The sequence below is a fragment of the Algoriphagus sp. genome (genome assembly GCF_039969895.1).
GTDB lineage: Bacteria > Bacteroidota > Bacteroidia > Cytophagales > Cyclobacteriaceae > Algoriphagus.
Map to the genome: position 1 here is coordinate 335,343 of NZ_JBDVMZ010000012.1, position 15,179 is coordinate 350,521.

Consider the following 15,179-nt stretch of genomic DNA (forward strand, 5'->3'; position numbering starts at 1 on the left):
ATAGGCTCAATGACAAGAATCGACAAAATAACTGTGATTAACTCTTCAATTGAAAGATGTTTTGACCTAGCAAGAGACATTGATTTTCATAAACTTTCAGCACAGAAGACAAAAGAAACTGCAATTGCCGGAAAAATGGAAGGACTTTGTGAACTTGGGGATTCTGTCACTTGGAAGGCAAATCATTTCTGGTTGAGGCAACACTTATCTGTTAAGATCACAAAATTTGAGAGGCCATTTTTTTTGAAGATAAAATGATTATCGCCTTTAAATCAATGCATCACGAGCATCATTTTGAAGTTATAGATGGAGAAACGAGGATGACAGACTATTTTCACTATGAGGTTCTTTATGGGTTGGTAGGAAATCTTTTTGACATAATAGTGCTACGAAAACATATGACAGATTTTATACTTGAAAGAAACAGTTTACTAAAAGAAATTGCTGAAAGCACTTAATAATTGGTTTGACTACTCTCCCCCTCCTCTCGAAATCCCGGGACCCAGCGAAGCCGAGACCGGTAGTGACTTTTATTATACATCAATTAAACTGTCTCCTTAAAATATAGATTTTATAGTATTTCTTTAGATTTGTAGTTGCCAAATAGCTAAATAAAATATCCTATTTTTGTATATGTCTGATAAAGAGGAAATAGTAAAAGGAATTGTGGATATGGCCTCTAGGAAATATCCTAAGTCTGAATTATATCTTTTTGGCTCTCAAGCAAATGGTACTTCAAAGACATTATCAGATTATGATATTCTTGTACTATTAGACTTGGATAAGGTTCCATTAGCAAAGGAAATTGCAATTATGGACGATTTTTATGAATTAGAACTTCGTACTGGGGTAGTGATCTCTCCTATTGTATATTCCAAGAGCTATTGGAATAAGACTAGAAAATGTACTCAGCTTTTTGAAAAAATTTCTACCGATGCTATTCGTATCAAATGATTAACTCTAAAAGAGATCTCGTTGTCTATCGATTAGCTAGAGCCCATGAGACCTTCGATGATGCTCAGCTTTTGGCTGATAACAACAAGTGGAATTCAGCAATTAATAGATTGTATTATGCAGCCTTCTATGCAATATCAGCTTTAATCCTTTCGAAGAATCTTGATTCTCATACACATAATGGTGTTAAGAGTAAATTTTCGGAATTATTCGTTAAAACTGGTATAGTCGATAAAGAATATGGAAAAATATACTCTCAACTTTTCACTTGGAGGCAAAAGGGCGACTACGATGATCTATTCGACTTTGATAAAGAGACTGTATTTCCATATATAGAAAAAGTGAAAGCCTTAATTTCTGAAGTGGAAAAAATTATTGGATAACCCGCTCACAAAATTCCCGCACGATCTTCAAAGTCTCCGCTTTCCGCTCGATCATTCCTACGTGACCGGTGTTCTCAAGTTCGTGATAGTCCGTGACAGCTTCTTTGTGTTTTCGGCTTGCGTCGATTTTTACAGCGCCATCAAGCGTTCCAGCGATAAATAGTTTTGACCCAGAAAAATTAGCCAAATCTTCAAACCGTTGTTTTCTGTTTCTCATTGCTTTCGTAAAAGCTATCAAGCCCTTTAGACTAGATTTTTTAGCCTGTTCTATGGCTTGATTGATTTCTTTTGCTAGTTCTTCTCTTCTTTCCTCTGGAAAAAGTGGTGGGACAAATGAGGTGACAAATGTATCGACCCCATGCTTTTTCAAAAAAATAACCGTACGATCTCGCATGCCCTTTTTTTCATCATCATCTCCAAATGCGGTAGAATGAAAAAGGCCAACTGCTTTAAGCTTTTTGCCCATCAATTCCAAGAGTGCTAACGTTACGTATCCACCCAGAGAATGTCCGATTACGATGGGATTTTGGATAGTATTTTCTTCCATCCACTCTTCCAAAAGTACCGCTACTTCCTCCAATTGAATGGTATCTGAATGTATAGGCGAATCACCGCATCCCGGAAGATCCGGACAAATCACTCTGAATTCAGTTGACAGTTCTTCTGCAAAATTCCTCCACATGTCTCCGATTTCGCAGAAACCATGAAGCAAGACAATGGGCTGACCCTTGCCTTTTTCAAAAAAATGAAATGAGGACATGTGTTTAGAATAATTTGGAAACTTCTGCCATTTCTCGTACGGCATCCGCTATTCCCTCTGGGTCAAATCCACACGCACGGTGAAGTTCTTCTTGCTCGCCATGCTCTATAATTTCATCAGGAATACCCAGGCGCTTCACTTGCGCTTGATAGCCATGATCTATCATCCATTCGATGACAGCGGATCCGAATCCGCCCATTAGGCAGCCATCTTCTACGGTGATGATCTTTTTGAATTTGCCAAAAATCTCATGAAGAAGTTCTCCATCCAGAGGCTTCACGAATCGCATATCATACTGTGCTGGGTTTAAACCCTCTTTCTCTAATTTTTCGCAAGCTTCGACCGCGTAATTACCAATATGGCCAATGGTGAGAATTGCGACGTCTTCACCTTCTTTTACGATTCTTCCTTGACCAAGAGGAATTGCTTCCAACGGCGTTCTCCATTCTGGCATGACGCCTTTTCCTCTCGGATACCTGATAGAATATGGGCCATTATGAATAGAACCCGAATACATCATGTTTCGTAGTTCTTCCTCATTCATAGGCGCAGCCACGACCAGATTTGGCACGCAACGAAAATAGGCGATATCGTATGCGCCGTGGTGCGTAGGCCCATCGGCTCCTGCAAATCCCGCTCTATCCAAGCAAAGAACAACTGGAAGATTTTGCAGGCACACGTCATGAACGACCTGATCATAAGCCCGCTGCATGAAGGTGGAATAAATGTTACAAAAAGGAACAAGTCCTTGAGTAGCTAATCCAGCGGAGAAAGTTACCGCATGCTGCTCGGCGATGCCCACATCGAATGCTCGATTTGGCATAGCCTTCATCATGATATTCATGGATGATCCAGACGGCATAGCGGGTGTCACGCCCATGATTCTATCATCCAATTCTGCCAACTCCACCAGAGTATGGCCGAAAACATCTTGGTATTTTGGAGCTTGCGGACTGGTTGGGGTGGTTTTATGGATTTCTCCCGTGACCTTGTCAAAAGTGCCTGGGGCATGCCAGGTGGTTTGATTTCCTTTTTCTGCAGGCCCAAAACCCTTCCCTTTCATCGTGACACAATGCAGAATCTTAGGACCTGGGATATCTTTCAAATCTTTCAATACTTCTGCCAAGTGATTGACATCATGCCCATCGACTGGTCCGAAATACCGAAGATTTAAGGATTCGAAAAGGTTACTTTGATTTAGAAGTGCGGATTTGATACCACCTTCTACTTTGGAAATAACATCCTGAGCGCTTGATCCGAATTTGCTCATTTTGCCCAAAATCTTCCAAATCTCATCCTTGGCTTTGTTGTAAGTCTTGGAAGTGGTGATATCAGTAAGATATTCCTTCAAGGCACCGACGTTTGGATCTATCGCCATGCAATTGTCATTCAGGACAATTAGCAAATTGGTATCACTAACCCCTGCGTGATTCATCGCTTCAAATGCCATTCCTCCGGTCATTGACCCATCACCTATGACGGCTACATGCTGTTTTTGAGAAATACCTCTGTACTTAGAAGCTACTGCCATGCCCAATGCGGCAGAAATAGAGGTGCTGGAGTGGCCTACTCCGAAGGTATCGTATTCGCTCTCTTTTCGTTTTGGAAAACCTGAAAGGCCACCAAAGACGCGATTGGTATGAAAGCGGTCTTTTCGTTCTGTGAGGATTTTATGACCATATGCCTGATGACCTACATCCCAAACCAACTGATCTTCTGGGGTATTTAATACATAATGTAAGGCAACCGTAAGCTCAACTACTCCGAGGCTTGCGCTAAAATGACCACCATACACGGACACATTATCGATGATAAACTGTCTAAGTTCATCACAGATTTGTACCAATTTTTCCTTTGGAAACTTCTTAAGGTCAGCGGGGCTATTAATTTGGGCTAATAATTCTCCTGGTTTAATCAGCATTGCTCAGCGGTCGTGTGTTCAATGAAACATAACAATAAATATGCTTCTTTGTTTTTCTATCAAATAATTTGGCAAAGAGGCGTTGGCCTCTTTCTCCGGCCATTTCCAATTAATTTAGCTTAATTGAATATCTTTGGCTACTTACGCTGGCAAAATTAACCAATAATTTAGATATCCTTTGAGTTTCGAAATCAAATTACCTCTCTTCGAAGGTCCATTTGACCTCATGCTCTTTTTCATTGAGCGTGATGAACTGGATATTTATGATATACCTATTTCGAAGATTACCAATGACTTCCTTGATTACTTACATCATTTGGAGCAGATGGAAATGGAGGTGGCCAGTGATTTTATCCTCTTTGCCGCCACCCTGATGAAGATTAAATCACGCATGCTTCTACCCAGACCCGAGCTGAATGAGGAAGGTGAGGAGATAGACCCCCGAGAAGAATTGATCCGAAATCTCCTCGAATACAAAAAGTATAAATCTGTCATCGAAGAGCTTTCTACTATGGAGGAAGGAGTTTTGTCCAAGCACAGGCGTGGAAATATCGCTGCGGAATTGAAGGCGCTCAGCAAAGTAGATGATGTGGATGCCGAAATGCAGGATGTGGATTTGTACAAAATGCTGAAGGTTTTCCAGCGCACTATGTCCAAAATGGCTTCCCGTGTGGACGAAACCAAACACACCGTCATCCAATATCCTTATACTATTGCCCAGCAAAAGGACTTTGTGTTGGAGAAAGTCAGTTTCAAGAAAAAAGTACCTTTCGCTGAATTCATCAGCTATAAGCCCGATAAGATTTTTGTGATTTATACCTTTCTAGCCATCTTAGAATTACTTCAACTTTCCCTCGTTACTATCATCATTGGTGATGGATTCAATAACTTCTGGGTGGAAAAGACGGAGCCAATAGCAATTGCTAGCACATGAAATCGAGCATCTCACATGAGGCGATCACCCGTAAATATATTTTAGGTACGAAATTCACCCGAAGAAAAATCGGGACAGGCTATCTGGCCATACTAAGTAACTAAACAGATGAAACTGGATAATAAGAAAATCTTTCAGACACTTAATCCGAATAAAATCTGGGTACCGGTAATCATTGGTTTAGCCATTGTGTTCGGTATGTTTTATTTTGATCCCTCAGTTAATAAAGATTCTCTTAGTGGGGTTTTTGATGCCTCCATCCCTTGGATTATCCTGGCAGTAGTTGTGATTTTCTTCCGTGATGTGGGTTATGTCTATCGTATCCGAGAGGTCACTGGGCAAAAACTCACCTGGAAGCGATCCATCTATGTTATCATTCTCTGGGAGTTTGCTTCTGCTGTCACACCATCTGTAGTGGGAGGTTCTGCAGTCGCAATATTTATTCTGAACAAGGAAGGTATCAAACTAGGAAGGGCTATTGCTTTTGTGATGGTCACGGCCATTTTGGATAATTTATTCTTTGTAATCGGTGCGCCCATCATTCTGTTTTTTGCCAAAGGCAGTATTTTTCCCGAAAGCAAAGTCTTGGAGATGCAGCTTCAGAATAGCATGGAGGCCATTTTTTGGATTTCATACTCTCTCTATGCTACCTACAGCCTTATCATGGCAGCGGCATTATTCTATAGACCAAGAGTTTTCAAGTGGGTGTTGATTAAGGTATTTTCGATCAAATGGCTACGCAAATGGAAGCATGATGCGCAGGAATATGGCGACCAAATCATCGAAGCATCCAAAGAGCTTTCTGGCAAAAAATGGAATTATTGGTTGCCGATCATTGGGGCTACCATCTTCATCTGGAGCTCCAGATACCTCATGCTCAATGCACTGATTTCGGCCTTCGTGCCGTTGGCTGCGCAGGAGCATGTCATTGTTTTTGCCAGGCAGGTGATCATGTGGATCGTGATGATGATCTCACCGACTCCAGGCAGTAGCGGAACAGCTGAGTTTTTCTTTGGCCAGTTCTTCACCGAATTTCTCGGTGACTACACCTTTGTCACTAGTATTCTTTGGAGGCTTTTATCCTATTATCCGTACCTGATTTTGGGTGCATTTTTCCTCCCTAGATGGGTGAAGCAGGTTTTTTTCAAGAAAAAGAAAAAAATGAAATCGGAGCGGGATGTTTCAGAAAGTTAATCCAAAAATAATCTCGGGAATCACCGGAGCAAGTACCCTAACTGGTAATGAGGAACAGGTCATCACTCAAATCGTCATTGACTCCAGGCAAATTCTTCAAGCTGAGCACACCCTCTTCGTTGCGCTGAGAGGCGCCAAAGCCGATGGGGCAGATTTTATACCTGCACTACTACAATTGGGAGTAAGCACATTTTTGGTCTATGAGGATTTTAATGAAAATAGCTTTGAAAAAGGCTGTTTTATCAAGGTTTCCGATACACGAAGAGGCTTGCAGCTTTTGGCCAAATACCAGCGCTCCTTATTTAATAATCCCGTGGTGGGCATTACTGGAAGCAACGGGAAAACAATTGTTAAGGAATGGCTGGGGCAGATTCTTGGACAAACCTATGCTGTCGCAAAAAGCCCAAAAAGCTATAATTCGCAAGTGGGAGTACCACTTTCGATCTTTGGAATCGAATCTTACCATCAAGTAGCCATCCTCGAAGCAGGAATTTCTAAAGCGGGGGAAATGGCAGCTTTGGAAGAAATGATTCAGCCCAAACTTGGAATCTTCACCAATCTGGGAACCGCACATGAAGAAGGGTTTGAAAGTATAGAAGCTAAGCTGGAGGAGAAACTTTCTCTCTTCTCAAATGCTGAATTGTTGATTTACTGTGCCGATAATAAGGCTGTTTCTGAACGAATTGAGGTTGTTTTTCCGAAGGACAGACTAATCGGCTGGTCAGACAGCGCTGGAGCTGAGTTTACCAGATCTATAAAGCGTATGGAGAACGGCACACGCCTGATTTTGATGAAAGCGGATCTAAGTACGCATACTTTTCTAGTGCCTTTTACAGATGTGGCTTCTGTAGAAAATATCACCCATGTGATCGTAGCTGCAATGACTTTGGGCCAAGCTCCTGCAGCTATTCAGGAAGGGATCAGGCAGCTCAAATCAGTAGATATGCGGCTGACGCTGAAGCCAGGGATCAATGACTCCTTGCTTATAGACGATACGTACAATAATGATTTGGCGGGATTGAAAGTGGCGCTGGACTTTATGCAGCAGCAGCGTCCCAAACGTCGAAAAATCCTGATTTTGTCGGATCTACTTCAGCAAGGTGCCCCAGAGAAGATATATGGTGAAGTCACTGAATTGATCGAAAAATATCAGTTTGATCAGCTGCTGGGAGTAGGAAGAGAGATTTTCTTTTTGGAAAAAGAATTTCCAAAAACTTTCGTAGGCTATAGTTCCACCGATGAGCTACTAGCCAGCCTTGACCCTGAGACATTTCAAAATGACCTGATTTTGGTCACGGGAGCGAGAGTATTTGGTTTTGAAGAAGTGGTGAATCGGCTGCAGCAACGTATCCACGGGACTACCCTCGAGATTAATCTGAATGCACTGACGCACAATTATAATTTTTACAAAAAACTACTTTCTCCTAAAACCAACGTGATGGTGATGGTAAAGGCGCTTGCCTATGGAGGCGGAGCAGTGGAAATCGCCAATCAAATCCAGACAATGGGGGCAAATTACTTAGGTGTTGCATTCTCGGATGAGGGGGTAGTTTTGCGCAAGCAGGGGATCAAGCTTCCGATAATGGTCTTGAATGCCATGCAAGAGTCCTTTGGGCTGTGCAGTGAATTTGGTTTGGAGCCGGTGGTTTTTAGTCCGGAGTTTCTTGAGAGCTTGGCATCTTGGTGCACGGTGCATGGTAAAACAATGAAAATCCATCTGGATATAGACACTGGAATGCACAGGCTTGGATTTGAGAGAAAGCATTTGCGTGAGTTGAAAGCTTTGCTGTTAGCTAATCCACAGTTGGAAGTAGCGTCAATATATACCCATTTGGTCGGAGCAGACGAGGAGATTCATCGGTCATTCTCTCTAAGCCAATTGAACCAATTCACTGCGATGAAGGATGAAATACTCCAGATTTTACCCTATAAGCCGCTGATTCATGCCCTCAATTCCGCTGGAATAGTTGCTTTTCCTGACTTTCAATTTGACATGATTAGGCTGGGAATAGGTCTGTATGGCGTGGAGGTGACGGGCAAGCATGAGCAGGCTCTTCGTCCGATCAGTACGTTGAAAACGACCGTTTCTCAGGTAAAGGAGCTAGAGGCAGGCGAGACGATAGGTTATTCGCGTAAGGGGATTTTACCTTCTAAAGGAAAAATAGCGACGCTCGCTTTGGGCTATGCAGATGGCTATGACCGTAGATTCAGCAATGGAAAAGGCTATGTCTTGATCCAAGGAATAAAGGCTCCCATCGTGGGAAATGTGTGTATGGATATGTGTATGGTGGATGTGAGCGGGCTGGATGTAAAGGCCGGAGATGAGGCGATTGTATATGGAGAGAAAATCTCCCTAAAGGAGCTTGCAGATCAAATAGGAACGATTCCCTATGAACTGCTGACAAACATCAGTTCACGCGTGAAGCGGATTTATTACCTAGATTAGGTTTGGTTTTAGCTTTCAAATTTTTCTAAATTCCGACATGAAAATCACCAAAAAGCGACTGGCGCACATCGTATTTGAGTCTGATGATTGGGCTTCGAAGACCTTTGATATCGTACTCCTAGGGATGATTTTCGGGAGTATTTTTGTGGCAATTTTAGATTCTGTAGCAAGCCTTAGAGCAGCCTATGGCGAAATTTTCCTAGTTCTAGAATGGCTCTTCACTATTTTATTCACCTTTGAATATATTTTGCGTGTTTGGCTGTCCAGAAAACCCAGCGGCTATATTTTCAGCTTTTTTGGGGTGGTGGATTTACTGGCGATTTTGCCTACTTACCTCAGTTTCTTTGTGATGAACTCCCAATTGTTCACCGTGGTGAGAGCATTGCGACTTTTAAGGGTAATACGAATTTTGAAGCTTGGGCGCTATGTAGCTGAGGCAGAGTATCTCACCAAATCCCTGCGATCCAGTTCTCACAAGATTATGATTTTCATTGGTTTTGTGGTGACGATCGTGCTGATCATGGGTACGTTTATGTTTATCATTGAAGGTCCGGAGCATGGATTTACCAGCATACCGATTGGGATGTATTGGGCGATAGTGACCTTGACCACTGTAGGGTTTGGGGATATTTATCCTGTCACTCCACTGGGTCAGTTGGTTTCTTCGCTGATTATGTTGTTGGGTTATGCAATTATCGCAGTACCTACAGGGATAGTTTCTTCAGAGATGGCTTCGCAAAAGAGAAAAGATGAAAAGGAACTGGGGAATAATACCTGCCCCAAGTGTCGGTATAGCCCGATTCATTTAGCAGATAATTATTGTAAAAACTGTGGTGAAAAACTATTCTAATCGCCCAAATTCAGGAAATCCTGGATGTTTTTGATTTTCCCGAAAAGTAAAAGAATATCTTCCTCAGCAAACTGGTAATCGGGGGTGACCACTCCGATCACATTTTTGTAAGGCGTATTGATTCCAAGAAGATTTTTGCGCTGTTCGAGTTTGATGATCGTCAGGATATTGAGATAAAATTCCTTACGAATATCAGCCTCTGACACGGTCATACCCTCGTATCGCTTGGGCACTTTTACTTCTACAATGTTGTATTCATCGGATATTTCCAGGGAGTCAAGTACGCCTTTCATCTCCAAGCGTTTGGAAAGTCGATCTGCAGTTTCTTCCTCTGGATGAATGATTTCATCTACGCCTATGGCTTGTATGACGGTTTCGTGAAGATGGTTTATCGCTCGGGCAATGATTCGCTTGGATTGCAGTTGTTTGAAAATAGCGGTACTCATGATCGATGCTCCTATATCTTCTCCTATGGCGATGATCACGATGTCGGTGTCTTTGAGCGGAAGATTTTTCACAGCTGCCTGATCCGTAGCATCCATGACGATGGAGTGCGTGATGTTATCTTTAATCAACTCTATTCGACTTTCGCTAGAGTCCACTCCGATCACTTCATGACCTAGACTCGTCAAACGCTTAGCGAGATAGCCTCCAAAATTTCCTATACCTACGATTATATATTTCATTTCTTACTTGTTTACGTTATAAATACGGTCTCTTCAGGATACTTGTACCTTTGTTCACCGGTTTTTCGAACCAGAGCAACCACTATAGTGAGAGTGCCTACTCTTCCAATGAGCATGATCACCATAAGCACTAATTTACTTGCGGTGCTCAATTGAGAAGTGATGCCAAGCGTCAGCCCGACAGTGGAAAATGCACTGAAAACTTCAAAGGACACATCTATCATCGGAAGCTGAGGGTCGAATACCATGAGTAGAAAGATTCCCAATCCTATCACTAAGACTGAAAGGGAAATTACAGCAAAAGCTTTCTTCAACGTTTCATTGCTTATTTGTCTTCTAAACACCTCCACTCTGCTTTTTCCGGAAGCAATACTAAAAGTATTAAGCATAGCGATGGCAAAAGTACTTGTCTTTAACCCCCCGCCTGTAGAGCCTGGCGAAGCCCCAATCCACATCAGAAATAGGTAGATTAAGACGGTGGGTACCGCTAATTCCCGCATATCGACTGTATTGAAACCGGCTGTTCTTGGAGTTACCGCACCGAAAACTGTCGTGACAAATTTCCCATAGGGGCTTAGTCCTTCCAGCGTTGAGTTATATTCTGATATGGCATACACGACCATGCCGACCACTAGTAATATTCCAGTGGTGTAGGTCACCAACTTCGTGTTTACACTGGAAATTCGTGAGGTGTGCCGGTATTTTTCTATACCCAATAAGCTTTTTACCTGACCGACTAGTACGTGCTTCAGGTATGAATAGTAATTCAACACAACAGGAAAGCCGATTCCTCCCAGCACGATGGCCAATGCAATAACCAAATGCATGTGATAAGCCTCTCGGAATCCTTCCTCATAGAGGCCATTGCTTAGGGTAGAGAAACCTGCGTTGCAAAACGCCGAAATAGCATGAAAAAGGGAGAAGAATAACTGGTCGCCTCGCCCTGCAAAAACTGCCGGATCCGTAAAATGATAGATTAGAAATGCACAAAAGCCCTCCACCAAAACCGTAAAGGAGATGATTTTAAATAAGGTGGTGTAAATCTCATTGACGTTATTTTCATTGATGTAATCCCTGATAAACAGGCGATTTTCTATCGAGTAGCTGCCCTTGAAAAAGAAGCCGAAAAAACTCGTGAACACCATAATTCCTAGTCCACCTATTTGGAACAAAATCATAATCACCACCTGGCCAAAAAACGTGAAATCCTGCGCGGTATCCAATACGATCAACCCCGTGACACAGACCGCTGATGTCGCTGTGAACAAAGCATCAATGAAACTAATATCTCGAGTAGTAGCCTCAGGAAGACTAAGCAGACCGGTTCCGACTAAGATCATTACTACAAAGGATAGAATAAATACTAAGGAAGGGCTCAGTTTGAGTTTATTGACGGTGAGGCTGAACTTGCTCAGCTCTATGAAGAAAAGGATGATAACCAGCGCATTGACGAGGTGAAAATGTGCATTGAAATCTAGTACCTGCTGGGAGATCTCAGATCCGAAAACTTCCCATCTAATCAATGCGGTAGTGATTAGAACTAGCGAAAGCAACAATTCAAGAAGTACTCGCGCAGGGAAATAGGATTTTTCTACCAATAGCACACGTACCAAATACCCAAGCGCTATGAGTACGAGGAAGATGTTGAATAGGATGGAAGCCGTTACCTGATCCTGAGGGTTGATAGAATATCCCAAGTGATACAGCAGAATTCCAAAGGCGAAAATACTGCTGAGTTGAACTACTTTTTCCTGGATTTTAATGACCCGTTTTAGAAAAACGATATTTCGATCAGGATTGGAAAAGATTTTCAGCTTGAATTTCATGCTTCAGATTTAAACTTTGAAAGCGTTTCACTTATCCTTTTGGGATTTATTTCTAGAAAAGTTAAAAATCCCCTCTGCAGGATACAAATGAAATTTATGATCCAAATTCTGAGAGGAATATACGCTTGATTTTCCACTAAATAGATATGCCAGCAAACAGGCGAGACCCAAGAAAATGCCACTTTCATAGCCAAATAACTCCATTCCCATGACGGTGCAAGCCATCGGAGTATTCGTAGCTCCCGAGAACACTCCTACAAAACCCATCCCTGCCAGTAAAGCTAGCGGGAGCGGAATCCATGCCGAGAGGGCGTTACCTAGGGTAGCTCCAGTGAAAAACAAAGGCGTAACTTCGCCCCCTTTGAATCCAGCGCCTAGAGTGAAGCTAGTCAGCCCGGTTTTAGCCAACCAATCGTACCAGGGAAGCGGCGTCTCAAATGCTTCCACAATCCTCGGAACACCCAGTCCTATGTAGGTCGTGCTGTCCGAAAAATATACAAATCCAGCAATCAACAGTCCGCCTATGACCGGACGGAGTGGTGGGTAACTGATGAATTTGGAAAATTGGTGAGAAAAATAGTGAGTGCTTTGGGCAAATAATCTCCCGGAAAAACCAAATGCTATCCCAGCTGGAATGACCCAAAGTAGGTTGATAAAGGTGTGAGCAGGAACAAGATCGATGACATAATGGGTGTGTGGCACGCCAAATAAGAAAGCACATACCCAATGGGCAACAAATGCCGTCAAAAATGCAGGAAACAGGGATTTCCACCTGATTTCTCGATGAAGCATCCATTCTAAAGCAAAAAGTGCCCCTGCCAGCGGAGTACCAAATACTGACGCAAAACCGCCGGCTACCCCAGCGATCAAAATGATTCTTCTGTCCTCTTCATTTAGGTTGAAATAGATCGTAAGCTGATCGGCAAGAGAACCACCCATCTGTATAGCCGTACCCTCTCGACCTGCTGACCCTCCGAATAAATGTGTAAAAATCGTCCCAAAAAGCACTAGAGGAGTCATTCTGAGCGGAATTGGTTTTTCACTTTTGTAGAGTTCATCGAGCAAAAGATTGTTTCCTTTCACCGAATTTTCTCCAAATCGATAATAAGTCCAGCCGATCACAAAACCAGCAATGGGAAGAAAAGCGATAATCCATACATGAGATTCCCGATAGGCGGTAGCCCAATTCAAAGCGATCAGAAAAACGGCAGAAGCTGAGCCAGAAAGCAACCCTACCAACAGGCTTAGCACTATCCAAAGCCATGCATACCGAAAAATAGATGTGCTGTTCAAACTAGGTTTTTCAAATAGTTAGACCAAATTAGGTATAGATATTGAATTTACAGAGTCAACCCTAACCCTAAATCTCTCGAAGAAGACTAACTTATTTGAAAGCTTTGGGGTTATGCAGGTACTAAGCAGATGTTCTGCTAGTACCAGGGCAGTGTCATTTTCTTTACCTAGTAGATTTGAGAGCTGGCCATGATTGACTTTCAACTTAAGAATCGAGCTGCTTTTCTTAAACAGCTTCTCATGGAAAGTTTGACGATCATATACATCTAATTCTAATCACCCAATTATGAAAAATATACTTATTTCCGGAGGATCAGGCCTAATCGGTCAAAAAATCACGCAGCTATTAGAATTGAAAGGTTATGCTGTAGCTTGGCTAAGCAGGTCGAAGCAAGAGCAAAAATCCTTTCTTTGGGATGTGGAAGACCAAACGATAGACCCTGAAGCTGTGGAGTGGGCAGATGCAATCATCCATCTAGCTGGAGCGGGAGTTGCAGATCAGCGCTGGACTGAGGAGCGGAAGAAAGTGATTTTGGATTCGCGCGTTGATAGTACTAGGCTGCTTTATACCGCAGTAGAAAACGCCACCGACAGGCCCAATACCTTCATTTCCGCCTCAGCGGTAGGTTATTATGGGTTTGACACAGGCACCTCTTTAATGGAAGAGTCACATGTGCCAGGTTCGGATTTTCTAGCTCAGGTAGTGGTAGCTTGGGAAAATGAGGCGAAGAAAATGGAGGATTTGCACCTCCGTACGGTCATGCTGAGAATAGGCATCGTGCTGGATGCGGAAGGAGGAGCGCTTGGTGAAATGATGAAACCGCCTGTAGCTGCTCCGCTGGGTAAGGGAGATCAGTGGATGAGTTGGATTGTGATTGAGGACCTGGCCAGGATGTTTGTATTTGCGCTGGAAAAAACCACGCTGCAAGGAGTCTTCAATGCCGTGGGACCAAATCCAGCGACAAATCAACAACTCACTCAGGCTGCTGCTAAAGCTAAGGGAAAACCTTACCTAGGGATAGGAGTTCCAGGTTTTGCATTAAAGCTTTTCCTGGGGGAAATGGCCGCGATTGTTCTTGGCGGAAATCGAGTTTCCTCACAAAAGATCCAAAAAGCAGGATTTGAATTCGACTGTCCGGAGCTCAATGGTGCATTGAAGGAGATTTATAAACATTACGGAGTTTCAGGATCAAACTAAATCCTCTTCCCCCTACCAATCAAAAACCAAAGAACTGTACCCACGAGGGGTACCAATACGACGATGATAACCCATATGAGTTTATCGTTTTGGTTAGTGAACTTACTGCTCACCACATCGAAAATGGTGATCACGTAGATGATTAACCCTACGGCTCCTAGTCCGAACATATTAAGAATAAGTTGTGATTTTTGTGCTTTTTCCCATAGCCAAATAGACGATCGCGCCGATTACTTGTGCAAATAGGATAATCACGATCCAAATGATTTTCATGTTGGGATCTTTAAATTCTGAACGTAGAATATCCACCAGGCAATAAACCCAAAGGATGGTGTAGGCAAAGCCTATTAATAGAAAGAGAATACCTCCGCCTCCTATATTTTGAATAAAATTAAGTGTCATTTTGTAGTGGTTTGATGTGATGAAAAATCGGGGTTGAATCTTCTTAATTTATACTTAATACGTCTATTCATGCTCAGGTATAAGAACGTGCCCACCACAGGAACCGACAAAATCAGCAGTACCCAGATCAACTTCATGTGTTGCTCTCTGAAATCCGAGCGAATCAGATCTACCAAGGCATAAATCATAAATGCCAAATAGCCCATCATTACGATTGCTGTGCCCACTTGCCAACTCAAAAGGCCGTTACTTGGCGATATTAAATCCATGTGTTCTCTTCAGTTATTTTTACCATTGAACCAAAATAGCTTTTTTTGAGTAATCAAAATAAG

16 protein-coding genes are annotated in these 15,179 nt (G+C 42.6%); 8 read left to right on the forward strand and 8 right to left on the reverse strand.

Annotated features, from left to right (window positions below):
• Nucleotides 1–9 precede the first annotated feature (9 nt).
• From ABJH64_RS07635 to ABJH64_RS07645, 3 genes are all read left to right on the forward strand, one after another.
• Nucleotides 10–258, forward strand: a complete 249-nt coding sequence (locus tag ABJH64_RS07635) for a hypothetical protein (protein WP_348277354.1) — start codon at nucleotides 10–12, stop codon at nucleotides 256–258.
• 375 nt (nucleotides 259–633) lie between these two features.
• Nucleotides 634–954, forward strand: coding sequence for a nucleotidyltransferase domain-containing protein (locus tag ABJH64_RS07640; protein WP_348277355.1), 321 nt, complete (start codon nucleotides 634–636; stop codon nucleotides 952–954).
• Entirely contained in the window at nucleotides 951–1,337 is a 387-nt protein-coding gene (locus ABJH64_RS07645; RefSeq protein WP_348277356.1) for a HEPN domain-containing protein, read from the forward strand. Before ABJH64_RS07640 ends, ABJH64_RS07645 begins: the two co-directional genes overlap by 4 nt.
• Here ABJH64_RS07645 and ABJH64_RS07650 read toward each other — a convergent pair.
• Both ABJH64_RS07650 and dxs read right to left on the reverse strand, forming a co-directional pair.
• Nucleotides 1,327–2,097, reverse strand: a complete 771-nt coding sequence (locus ABJH64_RS07650) for an alpha/beta hydrolase (protein WP_348277357.1) — start codon at nucleotides 2,095–2,097, stop codon at nucleotides 1,327–1,329. The genes ABJH64_RS07645 and ABJH64_RS07650 overlap by 11 nt on opposite strands.
• A 4-nt stretch (nucleotides 2,098–2,101) precedes the next feature.
• Entirely contained in the window at nucleotides 2,102–4,018 is a 1,917-nt protein-coding gene (dxs, locus tag ABJH64_RS07655) for a 1-deoxy-D-xylulose-5-phosphate synthase (RefSeq protein ID WP_348277358.1), read from the reverse strand.
• Nucleotides 4,019–4,196: 178 nt separating this feature from the next.
• On the opposite strand from dxs, the gene ABJH64_RS07660 reads away from it, so the two are divergent.
• The 4 genes from ABJH64_RS07660 (at nucleotide 4,197) to ABJH64_RS07675 (ending at nucleotide 9,442) form a co-directional block, all read left to right on the forward strand.
• Nucleotides 4,197–4,952: a segregation/condensation protein A gene (locus ABJH64_RS07660; RefSeq protein ID WP_348277359.1), complete on the forward strand. Its 756-nt coding sequence runs from the start codon at nucleotides 4,197–4,199 to the stop codon at nucleotides 4,950–4,952.
• Nucleotides 4,953–5,060: 108 nt separating this feature from the next.
• A complete protein-coding gene (locus ABJH64_RS07665) occupies nucleotides 5,061–6,146 on the forward strand; it encodes a lysylphosphatidylglycerol synthase transmembrane domain-containing protein (protein WP_348277360.1) in 1,086 nt (361 codons plus the stop codon).
• The gene (locus tag ABJH64_RS07670) at nucleotides 6,130–8,592 is read left to right on the forward strand and encodes a bifunctional UDP-N-acetylmuramoyl-tripeptide:D-alanyl-D-alanine ligase/alanine racemase (RefSeq protein ID WP_348277361.1); all 2,463 of its coding nucleotides are present in this window, start codon (nucleotides 6,130–6,132) and stop codon (nucleotides 8,590–8,592) included. The genes ABJH64_RS07665 and ABJH64_RS07670 overlap by 17 nt, the downstream gene beginning before the upstream one ends.
• Nucleotides 8,593–8,629: 37 nt before the next feature.
• Nucleotides 8,630–9,442 carry an ion transporter gene (locus ABJH64_RS07675; protein ID WP_348277362.1) on the forward strand — a complete coding sequence of 271 codons (813 nt, stop codon included), beginning with the start codon at nucleotides 8,630–8,632 and terminating at the stop codon, nucleotides 9,440–9,442.
• On the opposite strand, the gene ABJH64_RS07680 is transcribed toward ABJH64_RS07675, so the two are convergent.
• From ABJH64_RS07680 to ABJH64_RS07690, 3 genes are read right to left on the reverse strand one after another with little or no spacing between them, the layout of a single operon-like run.
• Nucleotides 9,439–10,128 carry a TrkA family potassium uptake protein gene (locus ABJH64_RS07680; RefSeq protein WP_348277363.1) on the reverse strand — a complete coding sequence of 230 codons (690 nt, stop codon included), beginning with the start codon at nucleotides 10,126–10,128 and terminating at the stop codon, nucleotides 9,439–9,441. The two genes, ABJH64_RS07675 and ABJH64_RS07680, sit on opposite strands and share 4 nt — an antisense overlap.
• Before the next feature lie 11 nt (nucleotides 10,129–10,139).
• Nucleotides 10,140–11,954, reverse strand: a complete 1,815-nt coding sequence (locus tag ABJH64_RS07685) for a potassium transporter TrkG (RefSeq protein WP_348277364.1) — start codon at nucleotides 11,952–11,954, stop codon at nucleotides 10,140–10,142.
• 27 nt (nucleotides 11,955–11,981) lie between these two features.
• A complete protein-coding gene (locus ABJH64_RS07690) occupies nucleotides 11,982–13,247 on the reverse strand; it encodes a voltage-gated chloride channel family protein (protein ID WP_348277365.1) in 1,266 nt (421 codons plus the stop codon).
• A gap of 286 nt (nucleotides 13,248–13,533) precedes the next feature.
• Between ABJH64_RS07690 and ABJH64_RS07695 the strand changes: the two genes are divergently transcribed.
• Nucleotides 13,534–14,445 carry a TIGR01777 family oxidoreductase gene (locus ABJH64_RS07695; protein WP_348277366.1) on the forward strand — a complete coding sequence of 304 codons (912 nt, stop codon included), beginning with the start codon at nucleotides 13,534–13,536 and terminating at the stop codon, nucleotides 14,443–14,445.
• Here the strand turns inward: ABJH64_RS07695 and ABJH64_RS07700 are convergent.
• Genes ABJH64_RS07700 through ABJH64_RS07710 form a run of 3 tightly spaced genes read right to left on the reverse strand, consistent with a single transcriptional unit; the run spans nucleotide 14,442 to nucleotide 15,116 of the window.
• Entirely contained in the window at nucleotides 14,442–14,615 is a 174-nt protein-coding gene (locus tag ABJH64_RS07700; protein WP_348277367.1) for a PLDc N-terminal domain-containing protein, read from the reverse strand. The two genes, ABJH64_RS07695 and ABJH64_RS07700, sit on opposite strands and share 4 nt — an antisense overlap.
• A 1-nt stretch (nucleotide 14,616) precedes the next feature.
• On the reverse strand, nucleotides 14,617–14,847 hold the full coding sequence (locus tag ABJH64_RS07705) for a PLD nuclease N-terminal domain-containing protein (RefSeq protein ID WP_348277368.1): 231 nt from the start codon (nucleotides 14,845–14,847) through the stop codon (nucleotides 14,617–14,619).
• Nucleotides 14,844–15,116, reverse strand: coding sequence for a PLD nuclease N-terminal domain-containing protein (locus tag ABJH64_RS07710; protein ID WP_348277369.1), 273 nt, complete (start codon nucleotides 15,114–15,116; stop codon nucleotides 14,844–14,846). The genes ABJH64_RS07705 and ABJH64_RS07710 overlap by 4 nt, the downstream gene beginning before the upstream one ends.
• Between the last annotated feature and the right edge of the window lie 63 nt (nucleotides 15,117–15,179).

Coding starts and splice junctions, on each gene's coding strand:
- ABJH64_RS07635 (WP_348277354.1), top strand. CDS start 10: ATGACAAGAATCGACAAAATAACTGTGATTAACTCTTCAATTGAAAGA.
- ABJH64_RS07640 (WP_348277355.1), top strand. CDS start 634: ATGTCTGATAAAGAGGAAATAGTAAAAGGAATTGTGGATATGGCCTCT.
- ABJH64_RS07645 (WP_348277356.1), top strand. CDS start 951: ATGATTAACTCTAAAAGAGATCTCGTTGTCTATCGATTAGCTAGAGCC.
- ABJH64_RS07650 (WP_348277357.1), bottom strand. CDS start 2,097: ATGTCCTCATTTCATTTTTTTGAAAAAGGCAAGGGTCAGCCCATTGTC.
- dxs (WP_348277358.1), bottom strand. CDS start 4,018: ATGCTGATTAAACCAGGAGAATTATTAGCCCAAATTAATAGCCCCGCT.
- ABJH64_RS07665 (WP_348277360.1), top strand. CDS start 5,061: ATGAAACTGGATAATAAGAAAATCTTTCAGACACTTAATCCGAATAAA.
- ABJH64_RS07670 (WP_348277361.1), top strand. CDS start 6,130: ATGTTTCAGAAAGTTAATCCAAAAATAATCTCGGGAATCACCGGAGCA.
- ABJH64_RS07675 (WP_348277362.1), top strand. CDS start 8,630: ATGAAAATCACCAAAAAGCGACTGGCGCACATCGTATTTGAGTCTGAT.
- ABJH64_RS07680 (WP_348277363.1), bottom strand. CDS start 10,128: ATGAAATATATAATCGTAGGTATAGGAAATTTTGGAGGCTATCTCGCT.
- ABJH64_RS07685 (WP_348277364.1), bottom strand. CDS start 11,954: ATGAAATTCAAGCTGAAAATCTTTTCCAATCCTGATCGAAATATCGTT.
- ABJH64_RS07695 (WP_348277366.1), top strand. CDS start 13,534: ATGAAAAATATACTTATTTCCGGAGGATCAGGCCTAATCGGTCAAAAA.
- ABJH64_RS07700 (WP_348277367.1), bottom strand. CDS start 14,615: ATGTTCGGACTAGGAGCCGTAGGGTTAATCATCTACGTGATCACCATT.
- ABJH64_RS07705 (WP_348277368.1), bottom strand. CDS start 14,847: ATGACACTTAATTTTATTCAAAATATAGGAGGCGGAGGTATTCTCTTT.
- ABJH64_RS07710 (WP_348277369.1), bottom strand. CDS start 15,116: ATGGATTTAATATCGCCAAGTAACGGCCTTTTGAGTTGGCAAGTGGGC.